We start from the raw sequence: 21,837 nt of genomic DNA on the forward strand, positions 1-21,837 counted from the left end.
CGGGCGGTCGCCAGCAGGGGTCAGGCGTCCAGCTTGATGAAGGTTGCCTTGGGGACGTATTCGTAGCGGTCGGGCATGCAGGTCAGGATGATCACCTGCCCGTGGTCGCCGGCCCGGCCGAGGAGGGCGCCCATGTCGCGCAGCCGGGCCTTGTCCGACCAGCCGAGGGCGTCGTCGAAGATGACCGGCACGCTGCCTTCGCCGGTGCTGACCAGATGGCTGATCGCGAGCCGGGTGATGATCGCGAGCTGCTCCTGAGCGCCCGTCGACAACGCCGCCACCGGCAGCCGTACGCCGTCCAGCTCCCGCTCGGCCACCGCGAGGTCGTCGTCCAGCCAGACCTTGAACGACGGCCCGTACACACTCCGCCCGAGCGACTCGATCCGGCTCTGCAGCGGTTCGGAGTACTTCGTCTGTGCCTCGGCCCGATGCCGGCTCAGCGTCTCGTGCACCCGCCGAGCCGCTTCCGCGCGCCGCCGCAGACTGTCGTGCTCCGCGCGTACGGCGGCCAACTCCAGGTCGGCCACATCGTGCCGGGTCGCCAAGCCGTCCCGGCCCGACTGCTCCAGCCGGCCCTCGGTCGTCCGCAACGCGTCGCGCAACGTATCCCGCTCATCCTGCAGCCGCTTCGCCACCGCCAACGCATCCGCCAGCTCGCCTGCGACCCGATCGGCCCCGGCCGCGTCCACCTGCTCCTGTACGGCGGTCAGGTCCTCGAGCACCGCCTCGACCTCAGCCGTCGCCTCGCCCTCGGCGGCGGACACCGCCTCGTCCTCGAGCACAGCCCGAGCCGCCTCCAACGCCTCGACCGCGGCGGCCAACCGCTCCCCCGCGAGCTCCGACCGCGCCCGGGCCTGTTGTGCCTCGGACCGATCCTCGTCGGCCGCCTTCCGCGCCTGCGCCGCCGCGAACTCCGCGTCCGCGAGTATCCGCTCGACCTCGGCCAACGCGTCCCGCGCGTCCTCCAGCGCCCGCTGTGCACCGGCCAGATCCCCAGGCGCCGGAGCCGGCACCTCGAAGTCGTCGAACAGCGTGTCGTGCGGCGAGGCGAACTCCTCGAACAGCGACATCTGCCCCGGCACGCCCTCGACCGCGGGCTGCTTCCCGCCGGCCTCGTCCGCTTCGTCCTCGTAACCCAGCCGCGCCGTCAAGACCGCGATCCGCTCCCCCGGATCCCCACCGGCCGTCAGCGATCTCTCGGTCCGGCGAGCCTCATGCAACTCGGCGGACGCGGTGTCGGCCTTGCGCAGCAACTCCCGCGCGGCCGCGACATCCTTCACGCCCGCCTTCTTCAGCAGGTCCTTCTCGCGCCGTACGGCGTCGTCCACCCGCGACCGCAGCGTCGCCGCCTCGCCGCCGGCCCGCACGGTCACCTCAACGTGCCCCGGTACGCCGACGACCAGTTCACCGGAGACCAGCACCTCGGCCGACTCGTCGAAGCCCAGCTCGGAAGGCACGTCGCCGTCCAGCCCGGTCCCCGACAACTCGACCGGCTCCGCACCAAGCCGCCGTACCAGAACCTCCGGTACGCCGGCCGCCAGCGCGGCCCGGGCCTCGACAACCGCGGCCCGCGCGTCCTCCAACGCGGCGACCAGCCCGTCGTCGACCTTGATCCGGTCCAGGATCGTCCCGGCCGCGGCGATCCGGGCGCGGACGTCGACCAGCTCGGCCTGCTGCCCGAGCAGGCGGTCGAGCTCGGCGCGGTCCATCAGCTCCGTGACCCGGCGCTCCGCCTCCTGCACATCGGTACGACGGAGGTCCTTGAGCTCGATCACCTCGGCCAGCGCGGCCTCGGCCGCCTGCACGGTCTCGGCCGCGGTCCTGGCGACGAGGTCGGCATCGACCCGGCGCTCGGCCAGTTCGGCATCGGCCTTCGTGAACCGCTCGACCTCGTCGAGCAGGCGTTCGCGCTCGACCCGGGTTCGGGTGTGGTTCTCCAGCCGGGCCCGCGCGGTCTCGGCGCGGTGCCGGACCGAGTCGCGGCGGAGCAGGATCTCGTCGGTCGCCTTCTTGCGCTCGCGCAGCTCCTCGACCGACTTCAGGTGGTCGAGCGAACGATTGTCGACATCGGACAGGTCGAGCGTGAGGCGCTCGGCGCGGCGGATGTCCTGCTGGACCTCCTCCATCGCCTTCAACGCCTGGGCCGCGGCCAGCTCGGCCGCGGACACGGCCCGCTCGGACTTCGCGAAGTCACCGGTCGGACGACCACCACGCGTCCAGTAGCGCAGGTACTCGTGCTCGACCGCTGACACCAGCGGCATCGACGCACCGTCGACCGGCGTCCCCGATTCGGCGGTCACCGCGGTGATCAACGGCTCGGCGTCGGCCGGCGTTGGCAGCACCAACGACTGGCCCTGGCTGACCATCAGGGTCTGCCACAACACCGGGTCGACGTGCTGGTGGAACAGCTGCTCGGCCTCGTTGTGGGCCTCACGGCCGGTCCACAACTGGCGTCGGCCGTCAGGCTCGACGATGGTCAGCTCGGTCGAGCGGTTCTTCAGCCAGCGTTTGGTGTAGATGAGCTCGCGGCCGCCGAGCGTCAGCTCGACCGTGACCTCGGGGCCGACGTCCTGGCCGACCGGCTGGATGTCGCGGATCCGGGTCGACTTGGAGTCGTCGGGCAGGTCGAAGACCAGCCCGAACGCCTCGACCAGGCTGGACTTGCCGACCTCGTTGTCGCCGACCACCACGGTGGTGCCGAGCGCGGGGAACCGGACGGTACGGTCCTTGACGCCGCGGAAGTCCCGCAGCGCCAAGCTGTGCAGCCTCATCCCGCGTCCCGCGCCAATCTGTGCATCAACGACAGCGCGGCGCCCGCACCCTCGTCGCCACCGGCCAGCGCCTGCCGCAACTCCTCCATCGCGGCCCGCGCCGGTCCGCTCAACTGCAACGCGTCGAGATCCGCCGCGTCCGGCGCCGGCCGCACGGTCCAGAACTTCGCCCACCGCTCGACACTGGCGAACACCTCGCCCTGGGCGTCGATGATCGAGTCGAGCCGGCTCAGTAGCGGCAGCGGCAGCGAGCCGTCGCCGGCGAGCCGGACATAGGTCCGCTCCTTCTCCGGCAGCTCCGCGAACCAGTCCTCCAGCGCCTGCAGCGACTCCTCGTCGAACAACTCGACGCGATGGTCAACCATGTGCCACGCACCGACCCGCACCGGCTCGACCTCGATCTCGTCGCCGCCGACGGTCACCTTGAGCACGTTGCCCGGGGCGTCCTCCTCGGGCGAGGTGACCTCCTGCGTCCCGGAGAACCAGATCCGATCGGTCACGCGCGTCGTCGAGTGCCGGTCGCCGAGACCGACGTACTGCACCCGTCCGTCCGCGACCGCCGCCTCCAGCGCGGCCTGATCGATCGTCGGTACGTCGGACATGCCGCCGGACAGACTGGTCAGCTGACCGTGCGCCAGCAGGATCCTCGTCGTACCGGGCTTGGCCGGCGTCAGGTCGGCGTACCCGGGCGCGGCCGGGTCGGACATCGGCCGGCGGGATCGCCAGGGCGCCCCGACGATCTCCACACCCGGCACGATCTCGAGAGGCTTGCTATCGGTCAGAACGGTGACGTGCGAGGGGGCGTGCGCCTGCCATTGACTCGAGGTCCACAGCGAGCCGGGCTCGAGCGCGTCGTGGTTGCCGGGCAGCAGCACCACCGGCACCGGGATCCGCTTCAGCGCTTCACACGCCCGCAGGATGGTCTGCCGCTCGACCTGGTTGTGCTCGAACACGTCCCCGGTGACGACCACGAACGCCGCCCCGGTGGCCGTCGCGACCTCGCCGATCCGCGCGACAGCGTCCAGCCGCGCCTGACCCCACCGGGCCTGGCCGTCCGGCCCCAGGAACCGGCGCATCATCCCCAGCTGCCAGTCCGAACTGTGCAGAAACGTGATCGACTCGTCCATCGCGCTGAGAACGCTAACCTGCCCCGCCGACAACCGCCCAACCAACACACCCACCACCCCCACACCGCCCACACTCCGGACACCCGGCCAGCCGACTTTTCGGCAGCCAAAGTGGTTGGTGGGTGCTCAAGGTGGGGTGAGAGAGTCGCGGAGTGGACGTGTATCTGGAGACGGAGCGGCTCACGCTGCGGCGGTTCGCCGAAACGGACGTTGACCTGCTCACCGCGCTTGACTCGGATCCGGAGGTGATGCGATTCCTGACCGGGCAGCCGACACCGCGGGAGGAGATCGAGAACGTCGTACTCCCGGAGATCCTGAAGATGTACGACGAGCATCCGGAGCTCGGCACGTTCGCCGCCGAGCAGAAGGTTGACGGCGCATTCATCGGGTGGTTCGGGATGCAACCGACCAGCGCGGTCACGACAGTAGGGGTGGGCTATCGGCTGAATCGGACCGCCTGGGGCAAGGGCTACGCGACCGAGGGCACCAGAGCGCTGATCGACAAGGCGTTCGCCGAACTCGGGATGGAGCAGGTGGTCGCGGACACGATGGCGGTCAACCACCGCTCCCGCGCGGTGATGCGGCGGTCGGGGCTGCGGTTCGCCCGGCTCTACCACGAGCACTTCGACGATCCGCTGCCCGGGACCGAGTTCGGCGAGGTCGAGTACGCCGTCGACCGGCGGACCTGGGAAGCTGGACGACGTGCCTGACGATCGACAGCCGTACGCCGTACTGGACATCGACGCGACCTTGTCCGACACCAGCGAGCGGATCCACTTCCTGGCGAAGCGGCCGAAGGACTGGGACTCGTTCTTCGCGCACGCGAAGGAGGACGCGGTCCTGGACGAAGGCCTGGCGGTCGCGACCACGCTGGCCGCCAACCACGAGATCGTCTACCTGACCGGCCGGCCCGAGCGGCTGCGGCGGGACACGCTCAAGTGGCTGAAGGACAACGGCTTCCCGGACGGCACGGTCTACATGCGCGGCAACACCGACCGCCGTCCGTCGGTGGTGATGAAGCTCGGCCGGCTCAAGCGCCTGGCCGAGGACCGTGCGGTCGCCGTCCTGGTCGACGACGACGTGAGGGTGTGTGCGGCCGCGGAGAAAGCGGGCTACACGGTGATGAGGGCCGACTGGGGACTCGATGCCGAGACCCAGCCGACCCTCTTCGACGCTCAGGAGTCCGAAGGACGGACCTGAGGCCTTACTTGCTCAGACCCACGATCAACTGGTTCGGGTACGGCGGGTAGGCGGACAGGTAGAAGTTCTGCACCTTCGACCCGTGCAGGAACGCGTTGCGCGCGTAGATCAGCGGCACGACCGGCGAGTCCTGCATGATCTGCTTGTCCACCGCGCCCCACATCCCGGCGGCCTTGCTCAGGTCCGACTCGGCCGTCGCCGCCGCGATCGCGGAGTCGACCGCCGGGTTCGAGTAGCGGGAGATGTTGTACCCGCCGTTGCCGATCTCCGACGACGCGAACAGCGGCTGGATGTTGCCGATCGCGCTCGGGAAGTCCGGCAGCCAGCTGGACACGGTCAGGTCGAAGTCCGGCTTGTTCCCGGTGATCAGGTCGGTCAGCGGCTCGGTGTCGAGCGGCTTGATGGTGACCGTGATCCCGGCCCGCTTCAGGCCCTGCTGGATCGCCTGCGCCACCGGGAGGCCGGTCGCGGTCGTGTTGTCGGCGACCAGCACCAGGTTGAGGTTGCTGACGCCGGCGGCCGCGAGCATCTGCTTGGCCTTCTCCGGATCACCCTGCGGGGGCGCCGGGAACAGGTCGAACTTGTTGAAGCCGTCGATGCCCGGCGTGATCAGGGTCGTGGCGAGCTCACCGCCGTACTCCGGACCGCCCTCGGCGACCTGGACGGCCTGCTTGTCGACGGCGAACTGGATCGCCTTGCGGACCTCGGGGTTGGCGAGCGCGGGGCGCTTCATGTTCATCGCCAGGTACTCCAGGGCGCCGGACGGCGACGTGGCGACGCGGGCCTTGACGGCTGGATTGCCGGTGACCGTCGGGATCAACGCAGCCGGCACCGAGGTACCGGTGGTGGCCGCGAACTTGTCGTCGCCGGCGTCGGCGATCAGGCGCTGGTTCACCACGTCGGGCTGCAGGCCCATGTCGAACTCGATCGAGTCCGGCAGGCCGCTGCGAGCCTGGTCGGTCGACTTGTCCCAGCCCGGGTTGCGCTCCAGCTCGAGCTTCGAGCCCGGGGCGTACGACTTCACCTGGTACGGACCGCTGGCGACCGGCTTCTCACCGTAGTGCGCCGGGTCGGTGTCGGCCTTCTTCGGCACCGGCGAGAACGCCGGCATGCTGACGATCCAGGGCCAGTCGCCGAACGGCTTGTTCAGCTTGAAGACGAGTGTGGTGTCGTCCGGCGTCTGGACCGAGGCCAGGTCGCCACCCTTGTACGGGCCGGTGTACTTGTCCCCACCGACCAGCAGCGACTTGTGGTAGCCGAGGCCACCGGACAGCTCCGGCGCGAACGACCGCTCGATGCCGTACTTGATGTCGGCGGCAACGATCGGCGACCCGTCGGCGTACTTGAGGCCGGGCTTCAGCTTGTAGGTCCAGGTCTTGCCGCCGTCGCTGACCTGACCGGTGTCGGTGGCCAGGTCGGGAACCAGTTGCGCCGCTTTGCCCTGCTCGGTCTTCCACGAGGTCAGGCCGCGCAGCACCAGGTGGATCGTGCTGATCCCGAGGTTCTGGCTCTTGGCCGGGTCGAGGTTGATCTCCTTGCTCGTGGTGAGCACGTGCCAGGTGCCGCCCTGCTCCGCGGCCGCGGTGCTGCCGCCGCTGGGGGCGGACTTGTCGTTGGCGTTGCAGGCGGCCGCCGCCAGCACCAACGCGGCCGCTACCGCGACCGCTCGGGTTAGGTGTTTCATCATGTCCTCTCAGGAGGTGGGGGGCTCAGGGAAGTAGCAGGCGGCCCGGTGTTCGGTGCTGCCCTGGACAGGCTCGAGCACCGGTCGCTGGGTGGCGCACACGTCCTCCGCCTTGTAACAGCGGGTCCGGAACGGGCAGCCCGACGGAGGCGCGATCGGCGTCGGGACGTCGCCGGTCAGCACGATCCGGTCCCGCTCGACACCCGGCTCGGGCACCGGGACCGCGGATAGCAAGGCCTTCGTGTAGGGGTGGGCCGGCGCCGAGTACACCTGGTCGGCCGGACCTTCCTCGACGATCGTGCCGAGGTACATGACGGCCAGCCGGCTCGCTACCTGGCGTACGACGGCCAGGTCGTGGGCGACGAGCACGTAGGACAGACCGAGCTCGTCGCGAAGGTCGGCGAGCAGGTTCAGGACCTGGGCCTGCACTGACACGTCGAGGGCGGACACCGGCTCGTCGCAGACCAGCAGATCGGGCTTCACGGACAACGCCCGCGCGATCCCGATCCGCTGCCGCTGACCGCCGGAGAACTCGTGTGGATAGCGGTCGAGGTGCTCCTCGGACAGCCCGACCTGATGGAGCAACTCGACGAGCTGCGCCCTGGTCGGCCGGATCCCTTGGGCGCGGAACGGCGTACTCAGGATGGTGCCGACCGACTGCCGCGGGTTCAGCGACGCCTGCGGATCCTGGAACACCATCTGGATCTTGCGCCGGACCGGGCGGAGCCTGCGGCCGCGGACCTTGGTGACATCCGCACCGCCGATCTCGACGGTGCCCTGGGTCGGGTCCAGGAGCCGGGTCGCCACGCGGGCCAGCGTGGACTTGCCGGAGCCGGACTCGCCGACCAGACCGACCGTCTCGCCCTTGCGTACGACGAAGTTCACCCCGTCGACGGCCTTGACCGCCTGGGCCTTGCGCCACGGCACGCCGCGGAGACCGAAGTACTTCTTGACGTTCTTGAGGTGGAGCAGTTCGTCACTCACCTGATCACCTCAGGCCGGCGACCCAGATGGCAGGCTGCTTCGTGATCGCCCTCGCCGGGACGCGGCGTGAGCTCGGGGCGCTCGGAGATGCAGCGTTCGCCGACCAGGTGGGTGTAGGCACACCGCGGCTGGAACGGGCACCCGGTCTTGATCGAGCCGGGCGACGGCGGGGTCCCGGGGATCGTGGTCAGCCGCGGCTGCGGCGGTACGTCGACCCGCGGCATCGCACCGAGCAGACCCAGGCTGTACGGATGCGCCGCCCGGAAGAACAGGTCGCGGACCGTACCCCGCTCGGCCGCGCGACCGGCGTACATGACCAGAACGTCGTCGGCGACCTCCGCGACCACTCCGAGGTCGTGCGAGATCAGGACGAGCGCAGTACCGAACTCCTCCTGGACGTCGTCGAGCAAGCGCATGATCTGTGCCTGAACGGTCACATCGAGTGCGGTCGTCGGCTCGTCCGCGATCAGCACCCTCGGGTCGTTCACCAGAGCCATAGCAATCACGACCCGCTGCCGCATTCCCCCGGAGAACTCGTGTGGGTAGCTGTCCGCGCGCCGGGCCGCGTCCGGGATGCCGACCTTGTCGAGCATCTCGACCGCTCGCCGGTTGGCCACCTTCTTCGACACGTCGTGGTGCAGCCGGTACGCCTCGGCGACCTGCCAGCCGACGCTGTAGTACGGGTTCAGCGCGGACAGCGCGTCCTGGAACACGAGCGCGATGTCGTTGCCGCGGATCTTGCGGAGGTCGTCGTTCGGGAGGCCGATCAGCTCCCGGCCGTCCAGCAGCACCTCGCCGGTGATGGCGGCGTTCGACGGCAGCAGGCCCATGACCGCGGCTGAGCTGACGCTCTTGCCGGAGCCGGACTCGCCGACGATCGCGAGCGTCTTCCCGGGCGCGACCGAGAAGTCGATGCCGTCGACGGCCGGGACGAGACCGCCCTCGGTCGTGAACGTGACGTGCAGGTCGTGCACTTCCAGCACCGGCTCAGCCATGGCTCACCCTCGGGTCGAGCACACCGTGCACCACGTCCACCACCAGATTCGCCAGGATGATCAGGAAGGCCGCGAACAGCGTCACGCCGACGACCACGGCCACGTCCAACTGGGCGACCGAGCTGATCAGCAGCTCGCCGAGGCCCTGCATGCTGAACACCTTTTCGGTGACGATCGCGCCGCCGAGCAGAGCACCGAGGTCCAGACCGAACAGCGTCACGATCGGCACGAGTATGCCGCGCAACCCGTGCGTCACGACCACGCGTGCCTGGCCGGCGCCCTTCGCCCGGGCGGTGGTGATGTAGTCGAGGTTCATTTCCTCGAGCATCTGCGCACGGGTGAGCCGGACGTACGCCGCCGCCTGCAGGGTCGCGAGGACGATCCACGGCGTGATCAGGTGCCAGGCCCAGTCGATCGGGCTCTCGGTGAACGGGACGTACCCGTTGACCGGAACCATATTCAGCCAGAACCCGAAGACCAGGATCGCCAGCAGCCCGAGCAGGAACGATGGCATCGACACGCCGATCAGCGCGAAGCCGATCGACAGCCGGTCGAGCAGCCGGCCGCGGTTGAGGGCGGCGACCACGCCGAGTGACACCCCGACCAGCAGCCACAGCACGGCAGCGCCGAGGGCGAGCGACGCGGTGACCGGCAGCCGGTCGAGGATCAGCGTGGTGACCGGACGGGCCAGCGGGAACGAGTACCCGAAACACGGTGCGTCGCAGTGCACGACCGCCGCACCTTCGCCGTACGTCCGGCCGGCGAAGATGCCCTTGAGGAAGCTCAAGTACTGCTGAAGGGTGCTCTGGTCGAGCTGCATGAAGTGCCGGGCCTGCTCGAGACGGTCCGGCGTACAGGGCTTGCCACAGGCCAGGCGGGCCGGGTCGGCCGGGATCGCGTAGAAGACCAGGTAGACGGCCAGGCTGAGCGCGAGCATCACGAGCAACGCCCCGAACAGCCGGCGGAGGACGAACCAGGTGACGCCGGCCATCTCAGCGCTCCCTCCGTAGCCGGACGTCGAACGCGTCGCGGACGCCGTCGCCGAGCAGGGTGAAGCCGAGGACGGCGAGGAACAGCGCGAACCCCGGGAACACCAGGAACCACGGGTCCGCGCCGGTGTAGACCCAGGCGATCGAATCGGAGATGGACCGGCCGAGGCTCGGTGTCGGCGGTGGTACGCCGACGCCGAGGAAGGACAAAGCGGCCTCGGCCGTGATGTAGCCGGGGATGGCCAGCGTCGCGATCACCAGCACCGGGCCGAGCAGGTTCGGGAGCAGCTCACGAGTGATCACATGCCATCCCGTCGAGCCGACGCTTCGGGCCGCCTCGACGAACTCGCGGGCGACCAGGGACTTGGCCTGGTTGCGGATCAGCCGGGCCAGGCCGGCCCAGCCGAACACGCTGAGCACCAGGATCAGCAGCAGCCAGCGCGGGAAGGCGGCCGGGACAATGATGCCCAGGGCAATCATGAAGACGAGTTGTGGGAAACCGAACAGGAAGTCCAGCACCCGGGACACGACCGAGTCGTACCAGCCGCCGAAGTAGGCCGCGCTGATGCCGACCAGCGTGCCGACGACCGTGGTGATCGCCGTGACCACGATCGCGATGAACAGCGAGGTGCGCAGGCCGAGGACCACGATCGAGAACAGGTCGCGGCCGGTGAGCGGCTCCACGCCGAACCAATGGTCGGGGCTCACCCCGCCGAGCGCGCCGCTCGGGGCGTTGCCGCGGGCCGGATCGAGCAGGTCGATGTGGTACGTGTAAGCGTCCTGGCCGGACAGCTTGACCAGCAACGGCGCCGCGGCCGCGACCAGGATCAGCACGGCGACGAGCGCGAAGCCCAGCCGCGCACTGCGATCCCGCCGTACCCGACGCAACGCCTGCCGGGTCGGCGAAACGGTCCCGGCGACCGAGGAACTCACAAGCACTCCCGACAGGTTCGATTCACGCAGCCGACAAACGCTAGGCCGCATCCTCCCATCACGCTGGTCTCATCCCGAATCCTGAGAATCCCAGCTCACCAACTCCACATTCGGATAGCTGGTCTGGCTCGGTTACCCTCCGCACGTGGACAGCGAGGTGCGAGTCGGTGACCGAGTGGTGCGGTACTCCGTTTATGGCTCGGTGGATGGGATGCCGGCTATGTCGTTCGGAGGTTCGCCCAGCACTCGGTGGAAACGGCCGGATGCCGTCCGGGCGATCTCGCAGTCGGGGTTATGGATGGTGATCCCGGACCGGCCCGGGTACGGCGGCTCCACGCGGCAACCGGGTCGCACAGTCGCTTCAGCAGCCGAAGACGCTCGCGCCCTGGCCGACTCGCTCGGCTGGGACCGCTTCGCCGTCACCGGTGGATCCGGCGGCGGCCCGCACGCCTTGGCCTGCGCCGCCCTACTTCCCGACCGCGTGACCAGGTGTGCCGTGACTGGCAGCAACGCACCACCAATCGTCGACGGCCCCGAGCCAACCGACGACGAGGAGGCTGCCGACCCCCGCCGCAACCGCACCTCCTGGCTCGCGGCCCGCGGCGAACACCACCTCCGGCCACTGCTCGAGGACACCGCCCAGCGGATCATGGCGGGCATCGAGGCCGGCGGACCGGAGATCCCGCCCGACCCGCACTCCCCCGGCCCGTCCGCTCCGCCCGCGCGTGACGACCCCTCGGCGATGGCACGTCTCACCGCCACCTTCGTCACCAGCCATGACGGCTGGGTCGACGACCACGTCGCCTTCGCTCGTGACTGGGGATTCCTTTTAGGTGACCTCCGCGTGCCGGTGAGCATCTGGTACGGCTCTGCCGACGAGCGCGCCGCCAAGTACGCCGACATCCTGGCCAGCGAGATCCCCCACGCCGAACGCATCCCCTACACCGGCGGCCACATCCCGCCGCCGGCTGCCTACCGGGACCTCTTGCGCTGGGTGGGCGGGAGAATAGGGGGATGAGTCCGGTGGATGTTGCGCGGCGGCTTGTGGAGGAAGAGTTTCCGGGTGCTCGGGCGGCGTGGCTTGGGGGCAGTGTGGTGCGGGGCGATGCGTCGCCTACGTCCGACCTGGACATCACCGTGCTGCTCGACGGGCCGCCCGCGCCGATGCGGAAGTCGCTTGTGTACGGCGGGTGGCCGGTGGAGTTGTTCGTGCACACCGAGAAGTCGCTGGCGTACTTCTCCGGCAAGGACCAGGAACGGCGCCAGCCCACGATGATGCGGCTCGTCGGCGAGTCCGTCGTACTGCTGGACACCGATGGGTCCGGGGAGCGCCTCCAGGAGAGCTGCCGCGCGGAGGTGGCAGCCGGGCCGGCCCCGCTGAGCGCCGCGGAGCTGGACCTGCTGCGCTACACGATCACCAACCTGCTGGACGACCTGTCCGACGCCTCGGGTGACGAACGCACCGCCCTCGCCTCGGTCCTCTGGCAAGACGCCGCTCGCTTGTTGCTGACCGGAGCCCGACACTGGTCCGGCACCGGCAAGGGCCTCCTGCGCGAAGTCGTCGCCTACGACTCCACGCATGGCACCGACCACGCTCGAGCTCTGATTCAGGGCGTGAGGGCCGAGGACAACAGCCTGGCCGAAGCGGTGGACCGCATCCTCGCCGCGTACGGCGGGAGACTCTTCGCCGGCTTCGAGCTGGCCGCGACTCCTGAGTCCGGCTGACTAACTGGCTGAACAGTCAGGTTCGATGCTGGACCCGATGCCTGGGATGCGTGGGATGCATGGGATCCGCAGGCCATCGCCGAGTTGCTCGGTGGGATCCGTGCGCGCTGGTTCGTCGTGGGCGGGTGGGCGCTGGACCTGTTCCACGGGCGGCAGACCCGCGAGCACGAGGATCTGGAGATCGCGACACCGATGGCCACTTCGACCTGATCCGCGAGCAGTCGGCTCGACCTGATCCGCGAGCAGTCGAGTCGGCTCGACCTGATCCGCGAGCAGTCGAGTCGGCTCGACCTGATCCGCGAGCGGTTGGCGGGTTACGAGTTCTTCGTCGCGGGCCGAGGGCTTCTGGCCCGTCGACGGCGCCGGCCTGGCGTACTTCGAGTATCAGCAAACGATGGTTCGCGATCCGTCGTCCGGGAAATGGCGGGCCGATGTGATACGGATTCCCGACGACGGTGTCAACTGGATCTGTTCGCTCGACCGCAGCATCCATTGTCCGTACGACGATGCGGTCACGCCGGACGGCGTACCGTACTTGCGCCCGGAGAAGGTGCTGCTGTTCAAGGGCCTGCAGACCCGGCCGAAGGATCAGGCGGACTTCGAGGCCGCCGCTCCGTTCCTGAGCACAGAGTCTCGGACGTGGCTGGCCGCCGCCCTTGCCCACGCGAAGGGCGACGACCATCCATGGATCCCAGCACTCACCTGAAGACCGCACTCGGCGCCACGGCGTACGACGAACGAACCCGGCATCGAGCACGTCCGCGGACTGTTCGCCGCCGGACGCGCACCTGGGATGCCGAGCCCTGCTCAGCACATCGACTGGATTCACGATCATCACGATGGTCGGCTGTCCGGATCGGCGTGCACTCGGTGGGTGCCGGTGGGGTCGACGTGGAAGGTGAAGCCGTGGGGTGTGGTCCATTCCAGAGTCTGGTGGTCGATGCGGCGGACGGTCCAGCCGTGGGCGTGGGTCTTGACCCGGTGACCGAAGCGGCCGAGGGGTGCGAGATTCAGGGTGCTGGTTTGGCCGGGTGGGCCGAGGGGGTCGTAGGGCTGGATGTGGTCCAGGTCCATGCCGCGGCGGGTTTCTTGGGTGCCGAACGGGAACAGTTCGACCGGGTGGGTGAGTTTGACGCGTTCGCGGATCCGGTCGGGGATTTCGTAGGCGTCGACGCTGACGGCGTCGTTGACGTCGATGACGGGTTTGACGGTGTAGGGGCCGTAACCGATGAGGTCGGTCAGTTGGTCGGCGAGCAGCGGGCCGATGCCCTCGGCGCGCAGGACGCCGGTGCCGGTGGCCAGGGTGTGGTCGGTGAGGTGAACGTAGATCTCGGTCTGGCCCGGACGCACCCGTCGGCCGGCACGGTCGGGACTACCGGCGCGGCCCGCGCCGGTTCGGGTGCCGTGGGTGGGGTGGGTGGTGTAGGCGTCCTGTTTGATCTGGGCCAGGCGCGCGTGCAGGGCCCGGCGGGCGGCGGCGTCCATAGGCTGGCCGTCGTCGGGGTCGAGGTGCAGGCCGGGGTCGGAGGGGTCGAAGGGTTCGATCGGCACGGTGTCGGGGGTGTCGAGGGGGTCGGGCAGGGCGCTGCTACTCGGGTGGGGTGTGTCGCGGTCGGCCTCGTCGTCCAGGCCGGGTTCGTCGTGGATGTCGGCCCAGTCCTCATCACGCCACCGGGATGCCGAGCCCGCGCCGGGCATCCCGGTCGCCCTCGCGGGAGCGATGCCGTGGCCCGAGCCGACCTGGTGGTCGGCACGAGCCCTGGCCGGGTCGGTGGTCGCGCGAGGACGATCGTCGTCACCGGCCTCGGGCCACCCGGCGCCCCGGTGACTCGCACCCGGACGGCTCGTGCTCACAGGCCCGGCCGTGCCCGGGACCGTGGTGTCCGGGACCGTGGTGCCCGAGCCCGTGGTGTCCGAGCCCGTGGTGTCCGGGACCGTGGTGCCCGCGACCGTGGTGCCCGCGACCGAGGTGCCCGGCGCCGTGGTGCCCGCGACCGAGGTGCCCGGGGTCGCTGTGCCCGGAGCGGTCGTGTCCGCGGTGCCGGTGGTGGCTGGGGTGTTGGTGAGGTGGTGGTGGCGGGCTTGGGTGAGGAGTTCTTGGGTGTAGCGGGGGTCGGCGATGATCCCGACCGCGTCCGCGCGGCGGTGCTGGACGGGGCGGGTGTCGCCGAAGGTCTTCAACGCCTCGGCGATCGCGTCGAGGGTGGCCTTGTTGCGGATGACTGCGCCGGCGGCGGCCTTGATGTACATGGTCTTGGTGCCATGTGTGTCCGAGCGGCCGATGAACACGCCGCGTTCGCGGGCCTGCTCGGCGGCCTCGGCCCGCGCCAGGTCGGGGTCGGCGTGCAGCTTCGCGGCCTGGACGATCTTGTTCAACCGGTACGGGGTGATCGAGTCCACCAGTCGCGCGATGCGCTGGTCGACGTAGGCGGCGGCGTCCTCGGACAGTTTCACGCGGTCGGCGACGATCCGGCACGCCTTCCACGCGGTGGCCTCGCCGGCCAGGACCCTGGCCCAGGTGAAGGGGAACCGGTGCCGCAACGCCAACGCCTGACCGAGGTAGTTCGCCGCGACCCGCGGTGAGATGCCCAGCATCACTGCGAACTCGGCGATCGCGAACTCCAGGATCTCGGGGCACCCGTCGCCCCCGAGCACGACCGCGCGTTCGCGGCCGTCGCAGGCACGGCGGCCGGGCCGGCCCGGGTGGGCGGAGGGGTGGTAGCGGTCGGCGTAGACCTGGGCGTGCTCGAGGCGCCGCGCGTCGACCCGCCGGGCCTCGGCGTCGTGTTCGGCGGCCGAGGCCAGCAGGGCGGCCGTCGTCAGCGACTCCAGATCTCCATCGAACATGTGTGCGATTCTACGCACCGACATCAGGCCGCAGCAAATCCAGCGAGGCCCCGAAAGCCCTTATCCACAAGGGCAAACATCACACAACGATCGACCGAGGAAACATGTACTCTCGAGCGGCTGCGGCCAGGACCGGGAGTACGTCGAATCCGAGCTACCGCGTCCTTCTTGGTGTAGTTGCCGCTGATCTGGTCACGCAGGACAACCGTCATTGCGTGTCGATGAGGTCCCAGCGGCGTTTGGGGAGGAGGCGGACGGCGAGGACTGCTGCTGCGGCACCGACGAGGAAGCCGGGGATGGTCCAGCGCCAGCCGGTGAACGTTCCGGGGGACGCGGCTTGGGCTGTTGCCGCTGGCTGTGCAGCAGCGGAGGGCTGCTCCGCTGAGGGCTCAGAAGCCGGCGCCGGAAGGTAGTCGAGGGTGGTCGGGCCACCGTCGAAGGTTTGGCCATGCAGGAGCTTGAGTGCGTCGAGGAGCTTGATGAGGGCGGCACCGTCCGCGGCGAGGTGCCACGTCGGCGTCTCAGGCATGCTGCCGGTCGTCAGCGACTCGGTGGTCGCGATCCACGGTCCACCAGGTGCGTCGGGGTAGATGATGTCGATCCGCCAGACCGACATGTCGTGGATCAGCCACGTCGCCCGGACGAAGTGACCCGAGGCATGCTCCTCGACGTTGCCCGCACTCCCCGCGCTGGTCGATCCGCCGTTCTCGGTCACCCGCTGGAGTTCGCCGTACGCCGGATCCTCGTAGCCGACGGCAACCACATGCGGCGGCGCGCTGAGGATCACGCTGGTCGGGCCGCCCGCGTGCACGGGGGTGGCGCCGAAGGCGGCGACGGCGAGCAGGGTGGCGAGCAATGCGAGCGTGCGGCGGACCATGGCGGCTCTCCCTGAAGACGAGGACTCACCCCGGATACACCGCCGCCGGCTACGAGGTTCCGCTCGCCAGCTCGATGGCCTTGGCCTTCTCGACCCCTTCAAGGCGGAAGGTGACTCCGTCCTGCACCCAGACCAGCGTGGGCCCGGCGACGCGTACGACACGCTCCGCGCCGTTCGCGTCCTCCAGCACGAGCTCATGCGGCGTCTTGAACCAGTAGCCGTCGATCCCGGGCACATATTCGAGGCTTGCGTAGTACTTCTTGATGTACCTCATCGACATCTGCGCCTGGAACTGCTCCAGCCGAACGCCGTCCCAGCTCATCGCCACGAATCCCTTCGACGCCTCGACACCGACCGGAGCGCCCAGGTCCTTCGGCTTCACAGGCTTGAAACCGGCGAGACGCTCGGCCTCCTCCGGCGACAGGTGCCCTGGCACTCCAGGCACCGGTGGTGCGGTGCTCGGTCCGGTGCCGACCGGCTGGGCCTGCACTCCCCCGATGTTCAGCCACTCCGCGACGGTCGCTCGTACTGGCGGTGTCAGCGCCGCACCGGCAACCAACACCAGCAATCCAGCCACGAACGCGCGCCAGCGGTCCCGCAGTCGCCTCCGCACGGGCAGATCGGCCACGCGGGACAGCACTGCGGCGGTCAGGTCCTCAGCCACCGGAGGTACGACGGCAGTACGTCCGAGGACTCGCAGTTCCTCGTCCAAGTTCATCGCTGCACCTCCTTGTCGGGCAGTGAGTCCCGCAGACGCCCCAGTGCGCGGTGCAGCCGGGACTTGACCGTTCCGCGCGGCCAGCCGAGCACTACCGCCGTCTCCTGCTCGTCCAGGTCCAACAGATAGCGGCAGGTCACCACGAGCCGCATCGGGTCCGGGAGCGTGCGTACTGCGGCCAGCAGCTCGGTCCGCCGCTCCAGCGACACCGCCTCCTCGGCTGGATCCAGTACGACGTCCAGCGGCGCGGCCAGCTCCTCACGGCGAGACCGGCGGCCGCGGGAGCGCACCGCATTCCGTGTCTCGTTCGCGACGATCCGCAGCAGCCACGGACGGAACGCCGACCCCGACCGGAAGCCCCCGAGCGCCCGGTATGCCTTGACGAACGCCTCCTGGACCACGTCGTCCGCATCCGCGCCCGCTCCGAGGAACACCGCCGTACGCTTCGCCACCGAGGCATGCCGCAGCACCAACTCGCCGTACGCGGCCGATTCCCCACCGCGCACCCGAGCCAGAATCTCCGCCTCGTCGGCCTGACTGATCGCGCCTCCTGGTCAACTTCCTGACATTGTGACTACACCGCGGGTGATCGCCAGGTTCCCGTGTATAGGGTCGGGTTGTGCCTGAAGTCGATGCGACCTTCCTCGCCCTTCCCCGTCACGAGCTCGCCGAGGCCGCGCTGCAGCGTGCACGCGACCTCGGTGCCACCTTCGCCGAGTTCCGCCTGGAGCGGATCCGGTCCGAGTCGATCGCCCTGCGCGACAGCGTGCTGGAGAGCGCCACGGACGACGAGGACCTCGGCCTCGCGGTGCGCGTGATCCACGACGGCACCTGGGGGTTCGCCGCCGGTGTCGCGCTCACCGAGGACGAGGCGGTCCAGGTCGCCGAGCAGGCGGTGAACATGGCCCAGGTGTCCCGGCCGATCAACGCCGAGTCGATCGAGCTCGCCGACGAGTCGGTGTACGACGACGTCACATGGGTGTCGTCGTACGAGATCGACCCGTTCAGCGTGCCACGGGCCGAGAAGGTCGCGCTGCTCACCGACTACAGCGACCGGCTGCTGAAGGCCGAGGGTGTCGCGCACGTGAGCGTCCACGTCGCCACCGTCCACGAGGGCAAGTTCTATGCGAACTCCGAAGGGACGTCGTACACCCAGCAGCGGGTCCGGATCGGCCCGGACATCACCGCCCACGCCGTCCAGGCCGACCGATTCGACTCGATGTCCAGCGTCGCGCCGCCGGCCGGCCGCGGCTGGGAGTACATGACCGGCACGGGGTGGAACTGGGACGAGGAGCTCGCCCAGATCCCCGGCTGGCTCGCCGAGAAGATGGCCGCGCCGAGCGTCGAGGCCGGCACCTACGACCTGGTCATCGACCCGACCAACCTCTGGCTCACCATCCACGAGTCGATCGGCCACGCCACCGAGCTCGACCGCGCTCTCGGCTACGAGGCGAACTACGCCGGCACCAGCTTCGCCACCACGGACAAGCTCGGCACGCTGAAGTACGGCTCGCCGGTCATGCACGTCACCGGCGACCGCACCGCCGAGCACGGCCTGTCAACCGTCGGGTACGACGACGAGGGTGTCGCCGGACAGCAGTGGGACCTGGTCAAGGACGGCGTACTGGTCGGCTACCAGGTCGACCGCCGGATGGCGAAGGTCAACGAGGACCTGCTCGGTACGCCGCGCTCCAACGGCTGTGCGTACGCCGATTCGTCCGGCCACATCCCGATTCAGCGGATGGCCAACGTCTCCCTGCAGCCCGCCGCAGACGGCCCGTCCACCGAGGAGCTGATCAGCCGGGTCAAGAACGGGATCTACATCGTCGGCGACAAGTCCTGGTCGATCGACATGCAGCGGTACAACTTCCAGTTCACCGGGCAGCGGTTCTACAAGATCACCGACGGCAAGCTCGACGGCCAGCTGCGCGATGTGGCCTACCAGGCGACCACCACCGACTTCTGGGGGTCCATGGAGGCGGTCGGCGGCCCGCAGACGTACGTTCTCGGTGGCGCGCTGAACTGCGGCAAGGCCCAGCCCGCGCAGTCCGGTGCGGTCAGCCATGGATGCCCGTCCGCCTTGTTCCGCAGCGTCCGCATTCTCAACACCACGCAGGAGGCCGGCCGGTGACGACCGCCATTCAGCTCACCCCGCAGGACACGATCGAGCGGGGTCTCGCCCTGGCCGCGGCCGAGGGCGCCGACGGCTGCGTCGTCATCGTCGCCGAGACCTCCAGCGCCAACCTGCGCTGGGCGAACAACACCCTCACCACCAACGGCGCGATGCGCGGCACCAGCGTGACCGTGATCGCCACGGTCGGCGCGGGCGAGGGTACGGCGGCCGGGGTGGTCGGCCGCTCGTCGGTCACGGAGGCGTCGCTGCGCGAGGTCGTATCGGCCGCCGTCGCGACCGCCCGCGCGTCCAGCCCGGCCGAAGACGCCCGCCCCCTCGTCGACGGCACCGCCGACGAGGACTGGGACGCGGAGCCGGAGGAAACGTCGGTCAACGTCTACTCGAAGTTCGCTCCCGCTCTCGGTGAGACGCTGCAGCGGGCGACCAAGGAGGGCCGCTGGCTCTACGGGTTCGCCGACCACGAGGTCGTCACCCTGTACGTCGGTTCGTCCGCCGGACTGCGGTTGCGTCAGGCGCTCCCCCGCGGGCACGTCACCGCGACCGGCAAGTCGGGTGACCTGAGCCAGTCGGCCTGGGTCGGCGCGGCCACCCGCGACTTCGCCGACATCGACGCGCTGGGGCTCGACGCCGAGCTCACCCGCCGGCTCGGCTGGGCGACGCGAACCGTCTCGGTCGAGCCGGGCCGGCATGCGACTGTGCTCCCGCCGGCCGCTGTCGCGGACCTGATGACGTACCTGTACTGGCAGCTGGACGGGCGCGAGGCCTTCGAGGGGCGCACTGTCTTCTCCAAGCCGGCGGGCGGCACGCGGCTCGGTGACACATTGTCGTCGCAGTCGGTGAACCTGGTGTCGGACCCGCAGCTGCCCGGCCTCGAAACCTTCCCGTTCGCGGTGGCCCGGTCATCCGGCGGATCGTCGAGCGTCTTCGACAACGGGCTGACGCTGACCGCGACGGACTGGATCCGCGGCGGCAAGCTCGAGCACCTGATGACCAGCCGGCATACAGCCGCGCTGATCGAGGCTCCGGCCGCGACACCGGCGATCGGCAACTATGTGCTGTCCGTCGACGGCGCCTCCGGATCGACCGACGACCTGGTCGCCGGGCTCGAGCACGGATTGTTGCTGACCTGCCTGTGGTACATCCGGATGGTCGACCCGCAGACATCGCTGCTCACCGGCCTGACCCGCGACGGCGTCTACCTGGTGGAGAACGGCGAGGTGATCGGTGCCGTGAACAACTTCCGCTTCAACGAGAGCCCGGTCGACCTACTCACTCGTTTCACCACCGCGGGCGCCACGGTCCCGTCGTTCTCGCGGGAGTGGGGCGACTACTTCTCCCGGACCGCGACACCGCCGCTTCTGGTCCCCGACTTCAACATGTCGAGCGTCAGCCAGGCCAGCTGAAGACAGCAGAACGCCCCGCGAGTAGCTCGCGGGGCGTTCTGCATGTCTGGGGTCAGACAGTCGGGTAGCCCGGCTCGGCAGGGCCGGCACCCGGCTGGCCGAAGCGCTCAGCCGCCTTCGGGTCGGGACCGTATTGGTTGTCACCGGCCCCACCCTCCTGGGCCGCCAGCACGATGAACCAGATCCAGCCGATGCAGGGGATCAGGTTGATCAGGATCCACCAGCCGCTGCGGTTGGTGTCGTGCATCCGCCGGATCGCCACACCGATCGACGGCAGCAGCACCGCGAGGCTGTAGATCGTGGACAGGATGCCACTGCCACCATTGCCGTAGTCCGTGCCGATGATCTTGTCCACGATGCCCAGGATGATCGAGGCGATCACGTTGAAGAGCACGAAAAACCAGTACTCTTTGCGCCGGGCCCGGCCACTGAACACGGCGTACTTCTTGAGAACGTCGATGTACCACTGCATTGCTGATTCTCCGATGGTCGAAGGTGAGACGCGGACAGAGCCTGTCGGAACCGGTCGGGGTTCGTCAATGCAACTTTTCGCTTTGGTGACCACACCGCAATCTCCCGCGCCGGGGCCAGAGCCAAGTTGACCTTTTCGGAACCGACCGACAGCTAGAGCCGGCTTCAGCTTGCCGTCGGGTCAGCTCAGCCTTCCGGCTTGGTCAGCGTGACGCGCCACAGCCGCCGCCGGCCTTCGTCGTACGGCGTTGCCTCGCCGAACTCCCACTGATCGGCCAACTCGGCCACCAACTGCTCGTCGAAGAACCGCCCGACGAAACCGTCGTGCACCGACAGGCCGCCGTCCAGTTGCTGCCAATTCCCCGAACACCGGTCCGCCACCGACCACACGGCGTACACGAAAAGCCCGCCAGGGCAGAGCACGCGGTGGATCTCGGCGACCAGGGATCGCAGTTCGGCCCGGGAGAACGCCATGTTCAGCAGGAGATTCGCGAACACCGCGTTGACCGTGGCGTCGGCCGGCGGCAACGGATCGCGGACGTCGTGCAGCGCGGCCGTGACGCGGTCGTCCAGGCCCTCACGCTGTGCTTCCAGGCGCAACTGGTCGAGGGCCGACTCGCTGAAGTCGGTGGCGTGCACGCTGAAACCCTGTCTGGCCAGGAAAAGCGCGTCGCGACCATGCCCGGCGCCGAGCTCGAGCACGTCATCGATGCCTGCGGCACCGAACGCCTCGGCCGCCCACTGCGCGGCGGCCGACGGCTCCGATCCGTGCAGTTGCGGATGGTGTGCGTACGCCGTCTGCCAACGGTCCTGCTGAGCTCTCGCGAGCTCGACGTGTCCAGTCTTCATGTTGCTCCCCGTGTTCGTCACGCCGGTCTGGACGACCGGCAGACCGCAGCAGCCTACGTCACAAGTTGAGTAGACGTACTCACGCAGGCATCCGTTCCTCCTCGGGATAGTGAAGTGAGCCTCAGGAGGA

21 protein-coding genes are annotated in these 21,837 nt (G+C 69.3%); 8 read left to right on the top strand and 13 right to left on the bottom strand.

Annotated elements, in window-relative coordinates; all coding sequences use genetic code 11:
• Positions 1–20: 20 nt before the first annotated feature.
• Together ACXC9Q_RS07510 and ACXC9Q_RS07515 are read right to left on the bottom strand one after the other, a co-directional pair.
• Positions 21–2,771, bottom strand: a complete 2,751-nt coding sequence (locus ACXC9Q_RS07510; RefSeq protein ID WP_457055730.1) for an AAA family ATPase — start codon at positions 2,769–2,771, stop codon at positions 21–23.
• A complete protein-coding gene (locus ACXC9Q_RS07515; RefSeq protein ID WP_457055731.1) occupies positions 2,768–3,898 on the bottom strand; it encodes a metallophosphoesterase family protein in 1,131 nt (376 codons plus the stop codon). Before ACXC9Q_RS07515 ends, ACXC9Q_RS07510 begins: the two co-directional genes overlap by 4 nt.
• A gap of 152 nt (positions 3,899–4,050) precedes the next feature.
• On the opposite strand from ACXC9Q_RS07515, the gene ACXC9Q_RS07520 reads away from it, so the two are divergent.
• The gene (locus ACXC9Q_RS07520) at positions 4,051–4,608 is read left to right on the top strand and encodes a GNAT family N-acetyltransferase (protein WP_457055732.1); all 558 of its coding nucleotides are present in this window, start codon (positions 4,051–4,053) and stop codon (positions 4,606–4,608) included.
• A complete protein-coding gene (locus tag ACXC9Q_RS07525) occupies positions 4,601–5,098 on the top strand; it encodes a phosphatase domain-containing protein (RefSeq protein ID WP_457055733.1) in 498 nt (165 codons plus the stop codon). Before ACXC9Q_RS07520 ends, ACXC9Q_RS07525 begins: the two co-directional genes overlap by 8 nt.
• A gap of 4 nt (positions 5,099–5,102) precedes the next feature.
• Here ACXC9Q_RS07525 and ACXC9Q_RS07530 read toward each other — a convergent pair whose 3' ends face one another.
• From ACXC9Q_RS07530 to ACXC9Q_RS07550, 5 genes are read right to left on the bottom strand one after another with little or no spacing between them, the layout of a single operon-like run.
• Positions 5,103–6,785: an ABC transporter substrate-binding protein gene (locus tag ACXC9Q_RS07530; RefSeq protein WP_457055734.1), complete on the bottom strand. Its 1,683-nt coding sequence runs from the start codon at positions 6,783–6,785 to the stop codon at positions 5,103–5,105.
• A gap of 6 nt (positions 6,786–6,791) precedes the next feature.
• Positions 6,792–7,766, bottom strand: coding sequence for an ABC transporter ATP-binding protein (locus tag ACXC9Q_RS07535; protein ID WP_457055735.1), 975 nt, complete (start codon positions 7,764–7,766; stop codon positions 6,792–6,794).
• Entirely contained in the window at positions 7,763–8,761 is a 999-nt protein-coding gene (locus ACXC9Q_RS07540; RefSeq protein WP_457055736.1) for an ABC transporter ATP-binding protein, read from the bottom strand. The genes ACXC9Q_RS07535 and ACXC9Q_RS07540 overlap by 4 nt, the downstream gene beginning before the upstream one ends.
• A complete protein-coding gene (locus ACXC9Q_RS07545; RefSeq protein WP_457055737.1) occupies positions 8,754–9,752 on the bottom strand; it encodes an ABC transporter permease in 999 nt (332 codons plus the stop codon). Before ACXC9Q_RS07545 ends, ACXC9Q_RS07540 begins: the two co-directional genes overlap by 8 nt.
• Before the next feature lies 1 nt (position 9,753).
• Positions 9,754–10,683: an ABC transporter permease gene (locus tag ACXC9Q_RS07550; RefSeq protein ID WP_457055738.1), complete on the bottom strand. Its 930-nt coding sequence runs from the start codon at positions 10,681–10,683 to the stop codon at positions 9,754–9,756.
• Positions 10,684–10,828: 145 nt separating this feature from the next.
• On the opposite strand from ACXC9Q_RS07550, the gene ACXC9Q_RS07555 reads away from it, so the two are divergent.
• The 4 genes from ACXC9Q_RS07555 to ACXC9Q_RS07570 all read left to right on the top strand — a co-directional run bounded on the left by ACXC9Q_RS07555 (position 10,829) and on the right by ACXC9Q_RS07570 (position 13,114).
• Positions 10,829–11,701 carry an alpha/beta fold hydrolase gene (locus tag ACXC9Q_RS07555; RefSeq protein WP_457055739.1) on the top strand — a complete coding sequence of 291 codons (873 nt, stop codon included), beginning with the start codon at positions 10,829–10,831 and terminating at the stop codon, positions 11,699–11,701.
• Complete coding sequence (locus ACXC9Q_RS07560) at positions 11,698–12,408, top strand: nucleotidyltransferase domain-containing protein (protein ID WP_457055740.1); 711 nt, start codon at positions 11,698–11,700, stop codon at positions 12,406–12,408. Before ACXC9Q_RS07555 ends, ACXC9Q_RS07560 begins: the two co-directional genes overlap by 4 nt.
• 84 nt (positions 12,409–12,492) lie before the next feature.
• Positions 12,493–12,618, top strand: coding sequence for a nucleotidyltransferase domain-containing protein (locus ACXC9Q_RS07565; RefSeq protein WP_457055741.1), 126 nt, complete (start codon positions 12,493–12,495; stop codon positions 12,616–12,618).
• 184 nt (positions 12,619–12,802) lie between these two features.
• Complete coding sequence (locus ACXC9Q_RS07570; RefSeq protein WP_457055742.1) at positions 12,803–13,114, top strand: hypothetical protein; 312 nt, start codon at positions 12,803–12,805, stop codon at positions 13,112–13,114.
• 128 nt (positions 13,115–13,242) lie between these two features.
• Here ACXC9Q_RS07570 and ACXC9Q_RS07575 read toward each other — a convergent pair whose 3' ends face one another.
• From ACXC9Q_RS07575 to ACXC9Q_RS07590, 4 genes are all read right to left on the bottom strand, one after another.
• On the bottom strand, positions 13,243–15,255 hold the full coding sequence (locus tag ACXC9Q_RS07575) for a hypothetical protein (protein ID WP_457055743.1): 2,013 nt from the start codon (positions 15,253–15,255) through the stop codon (positions 13,243–13,245).
• Positions 15,256–15,463: 208 nt separating this feature from the next.
• Complete coding sequence (locus ACXC9Q_RS07580; protein WP_457055744.1) at positions 15,464–16,132, bottom strand: hypothetical protein; 669 nt, start codon at positions 16,130–16,132, stop codon at positions 15,464–15,466.
• A gap of 49 nt (positions 16,133–16,181) precedes the next feature.
• Complete coding sequence (locus tag ACXC9Q_RS07585; RefSeq protein WP_457055745.1) at positions 16,182–16,850, bottom strand: hypothetical protein; 669 nt, start codon at positions 16,848–16,850, stop codon at positions 16,182–16,184.
• Positions 16,847–17,356, bottom strand: coding sequence for an RNA polymerase sigma factor (locus ACXC9Q_RS07590; RefSeq protein ID WP_457055746.1), 510 nt, complete (start codon positions 17,354–17,356; stop codon positions 16,847–16,849). Before ACXC9Q_RS07590 ends, ACXC9Q_RS07585 begins: the two co-directional genes overlap by 4 nt.
• A 113-nt stretch (positions 17,357–17,469) precedes the next feature.
• Here ACXC9Q_RS07590 and ACXC9Q_RS07595 point away from each other — a divergent pair, with 113 nt between their 5' ends.
• The gene (locus tag ACXC9Q_RS07595) at positions 17,470–18,981 is read left to right on the top strand and encodes a TldD/PmbA family protein (RefSeq protein WP_457055747.1); all 1,512 of its coding nucleotides are present in this window, start codon (positions 17,470–17,472) and stop codon (positions 18,979–18,981) included.
• Positions 18,978–20,387, top strand: a complete 1,410-nt coding sequence (locus tag ACXC9Q_RS07600; RefSeq protein ID WP_457055748.1) for a metallopeptidase TldD-related protein — start codon at positions 18,978–18,980, stop codon at positions 20,385–20,387. Before ACXC9Q_RS07595 ends, ACXC9Q_RS07600 begins: the two co-directional genes overlap by 4 nt.
• Positions 20,388–20,439: 52 nt before the next feature.
• Here the strand turns inward: ACXC9Q_RS07600 and ACXC9Q_RS07605 are convergent, their stop codons facing one another.
• Both ACXC9Q_RS07605 and ACXC9Q_RS07610 read right to left on the bottom strand, forming a co-directional pair.
• A complete protein-coding gene (locus ACXC9Q_RS07605; RefSeq protein ID WP_457055749.1) occupies positions 20,440–20,859 on the bottom strand; it encodes a DUF805 domain-containing protein in 420 nt (139 codons plus the stop codon).
• A gap of 185 nt (positions 20,860–21,044) precedes the next feature.
• Positions 21,045–21,707 carry a class I SAM-dependent methyltransferase gene (locus ACXC9Q_RS07610; RefSeq protein WP_457055750.1) on the bottom strand — a complete coding sequence of 221 codons (663 nt, stop codon included), beginning with the start codon at positions 21,705–21,707 and terminating at the stop codon, positions 21,045–21,047.
• Positions 21,708–21,837 lie beyond the last annotated feature (130 nt).

This window comes from Kribbella sp. CWNU-51 (genome assembly GCF_054073265.1).

Coding starts and splice junctions, on each gene's coding strand:
- ACXC9Q_RS07510 (WP_457055730.1), bottom strand. CDS start 2,771: ATGAGGCTGCACAGCTTGGCGCTGCGGGACTTCCGCGGCGTCAAGGAC.
- ACXC9Q_RS07515 (WP_457055731.1), bottom strand. CDS start 3,898: ATGGACGAGTCGATCACGTTTCTGCACAGTTCGGACTGGCAGCTGGGG.
- ACXC9Q_RS07530 (WP_457055734.1), bottom strand. CDS start 6,785: ATGATGAAACACCTAACCCGAGCGGTCGCGGTAGCGGCCGCGTTGGTG.
- ACXC9Q_RS07540 (WP_457055736.1), bottom strand. CDS start 8,761: ATGGCTGAGCCGGTGCTGGAAGTGCACGACCTGCACGTCACGTTCACG.
- ACXC9Q_RS07545 (WP_457055737.1), bottom strand. CDS start 9,752: ATGGCCGGCGTCACCTGGTTCGTCCTCCGCCGGCTGTTCGGGGCGTTG.
- ACXC9Q_RS07560 (WP_457055740.1), top strand. CDS start 11,698: ATGAGTCCGGTGGATGTTGCGCGGCGGCTTGTGGAGGAAGAGTTTCCG.
- ACXC9Q_RS07570 (WP_457055742.1), top strand. CDS start 12,803: ATGGTTCGCGATCCGTCGTCCGGGAAATGGCGGGCCGATGTGATACGG.
- ACXC9Q_RS07575 (WP_457055743.1), bottom strand. CDS start 15,255: ATGTTCGATGGAGATCTGGAGTCGCTGACGACGGCCGCCCTGCTGGCC.
- ACXC9Q_RS07580 (WP_457055744.1), bottom strand. CDS start 16,132: ATGGTCCGCCGCACGCTCGCATTGCTCGCCACCCTGCTCGCCGTCGCC.
- ACXC9Q_RS07585 (WP_457055745.1), bottom strand. CDS start 16,850: ATGAACTTGGACGAGGAACTGCGAGTCCTCGGACGTACTGCCGTCGTA.
- ACXC9Q_RS07605 (WP_457055749.1), bottom strand. CDS start 20,859: ATGCAGTGGTACATCGACGTTCTCAAGAAGTACGCCGTGTTCAGTGGC.
- ACXC9Q_RS07610 (WP_457055750.1), bottom strand. CDS start 21,707: ATGAAGACTGGACACGTCGAGCTCGCGAGAGCTCAGCAGGACCGTTGG.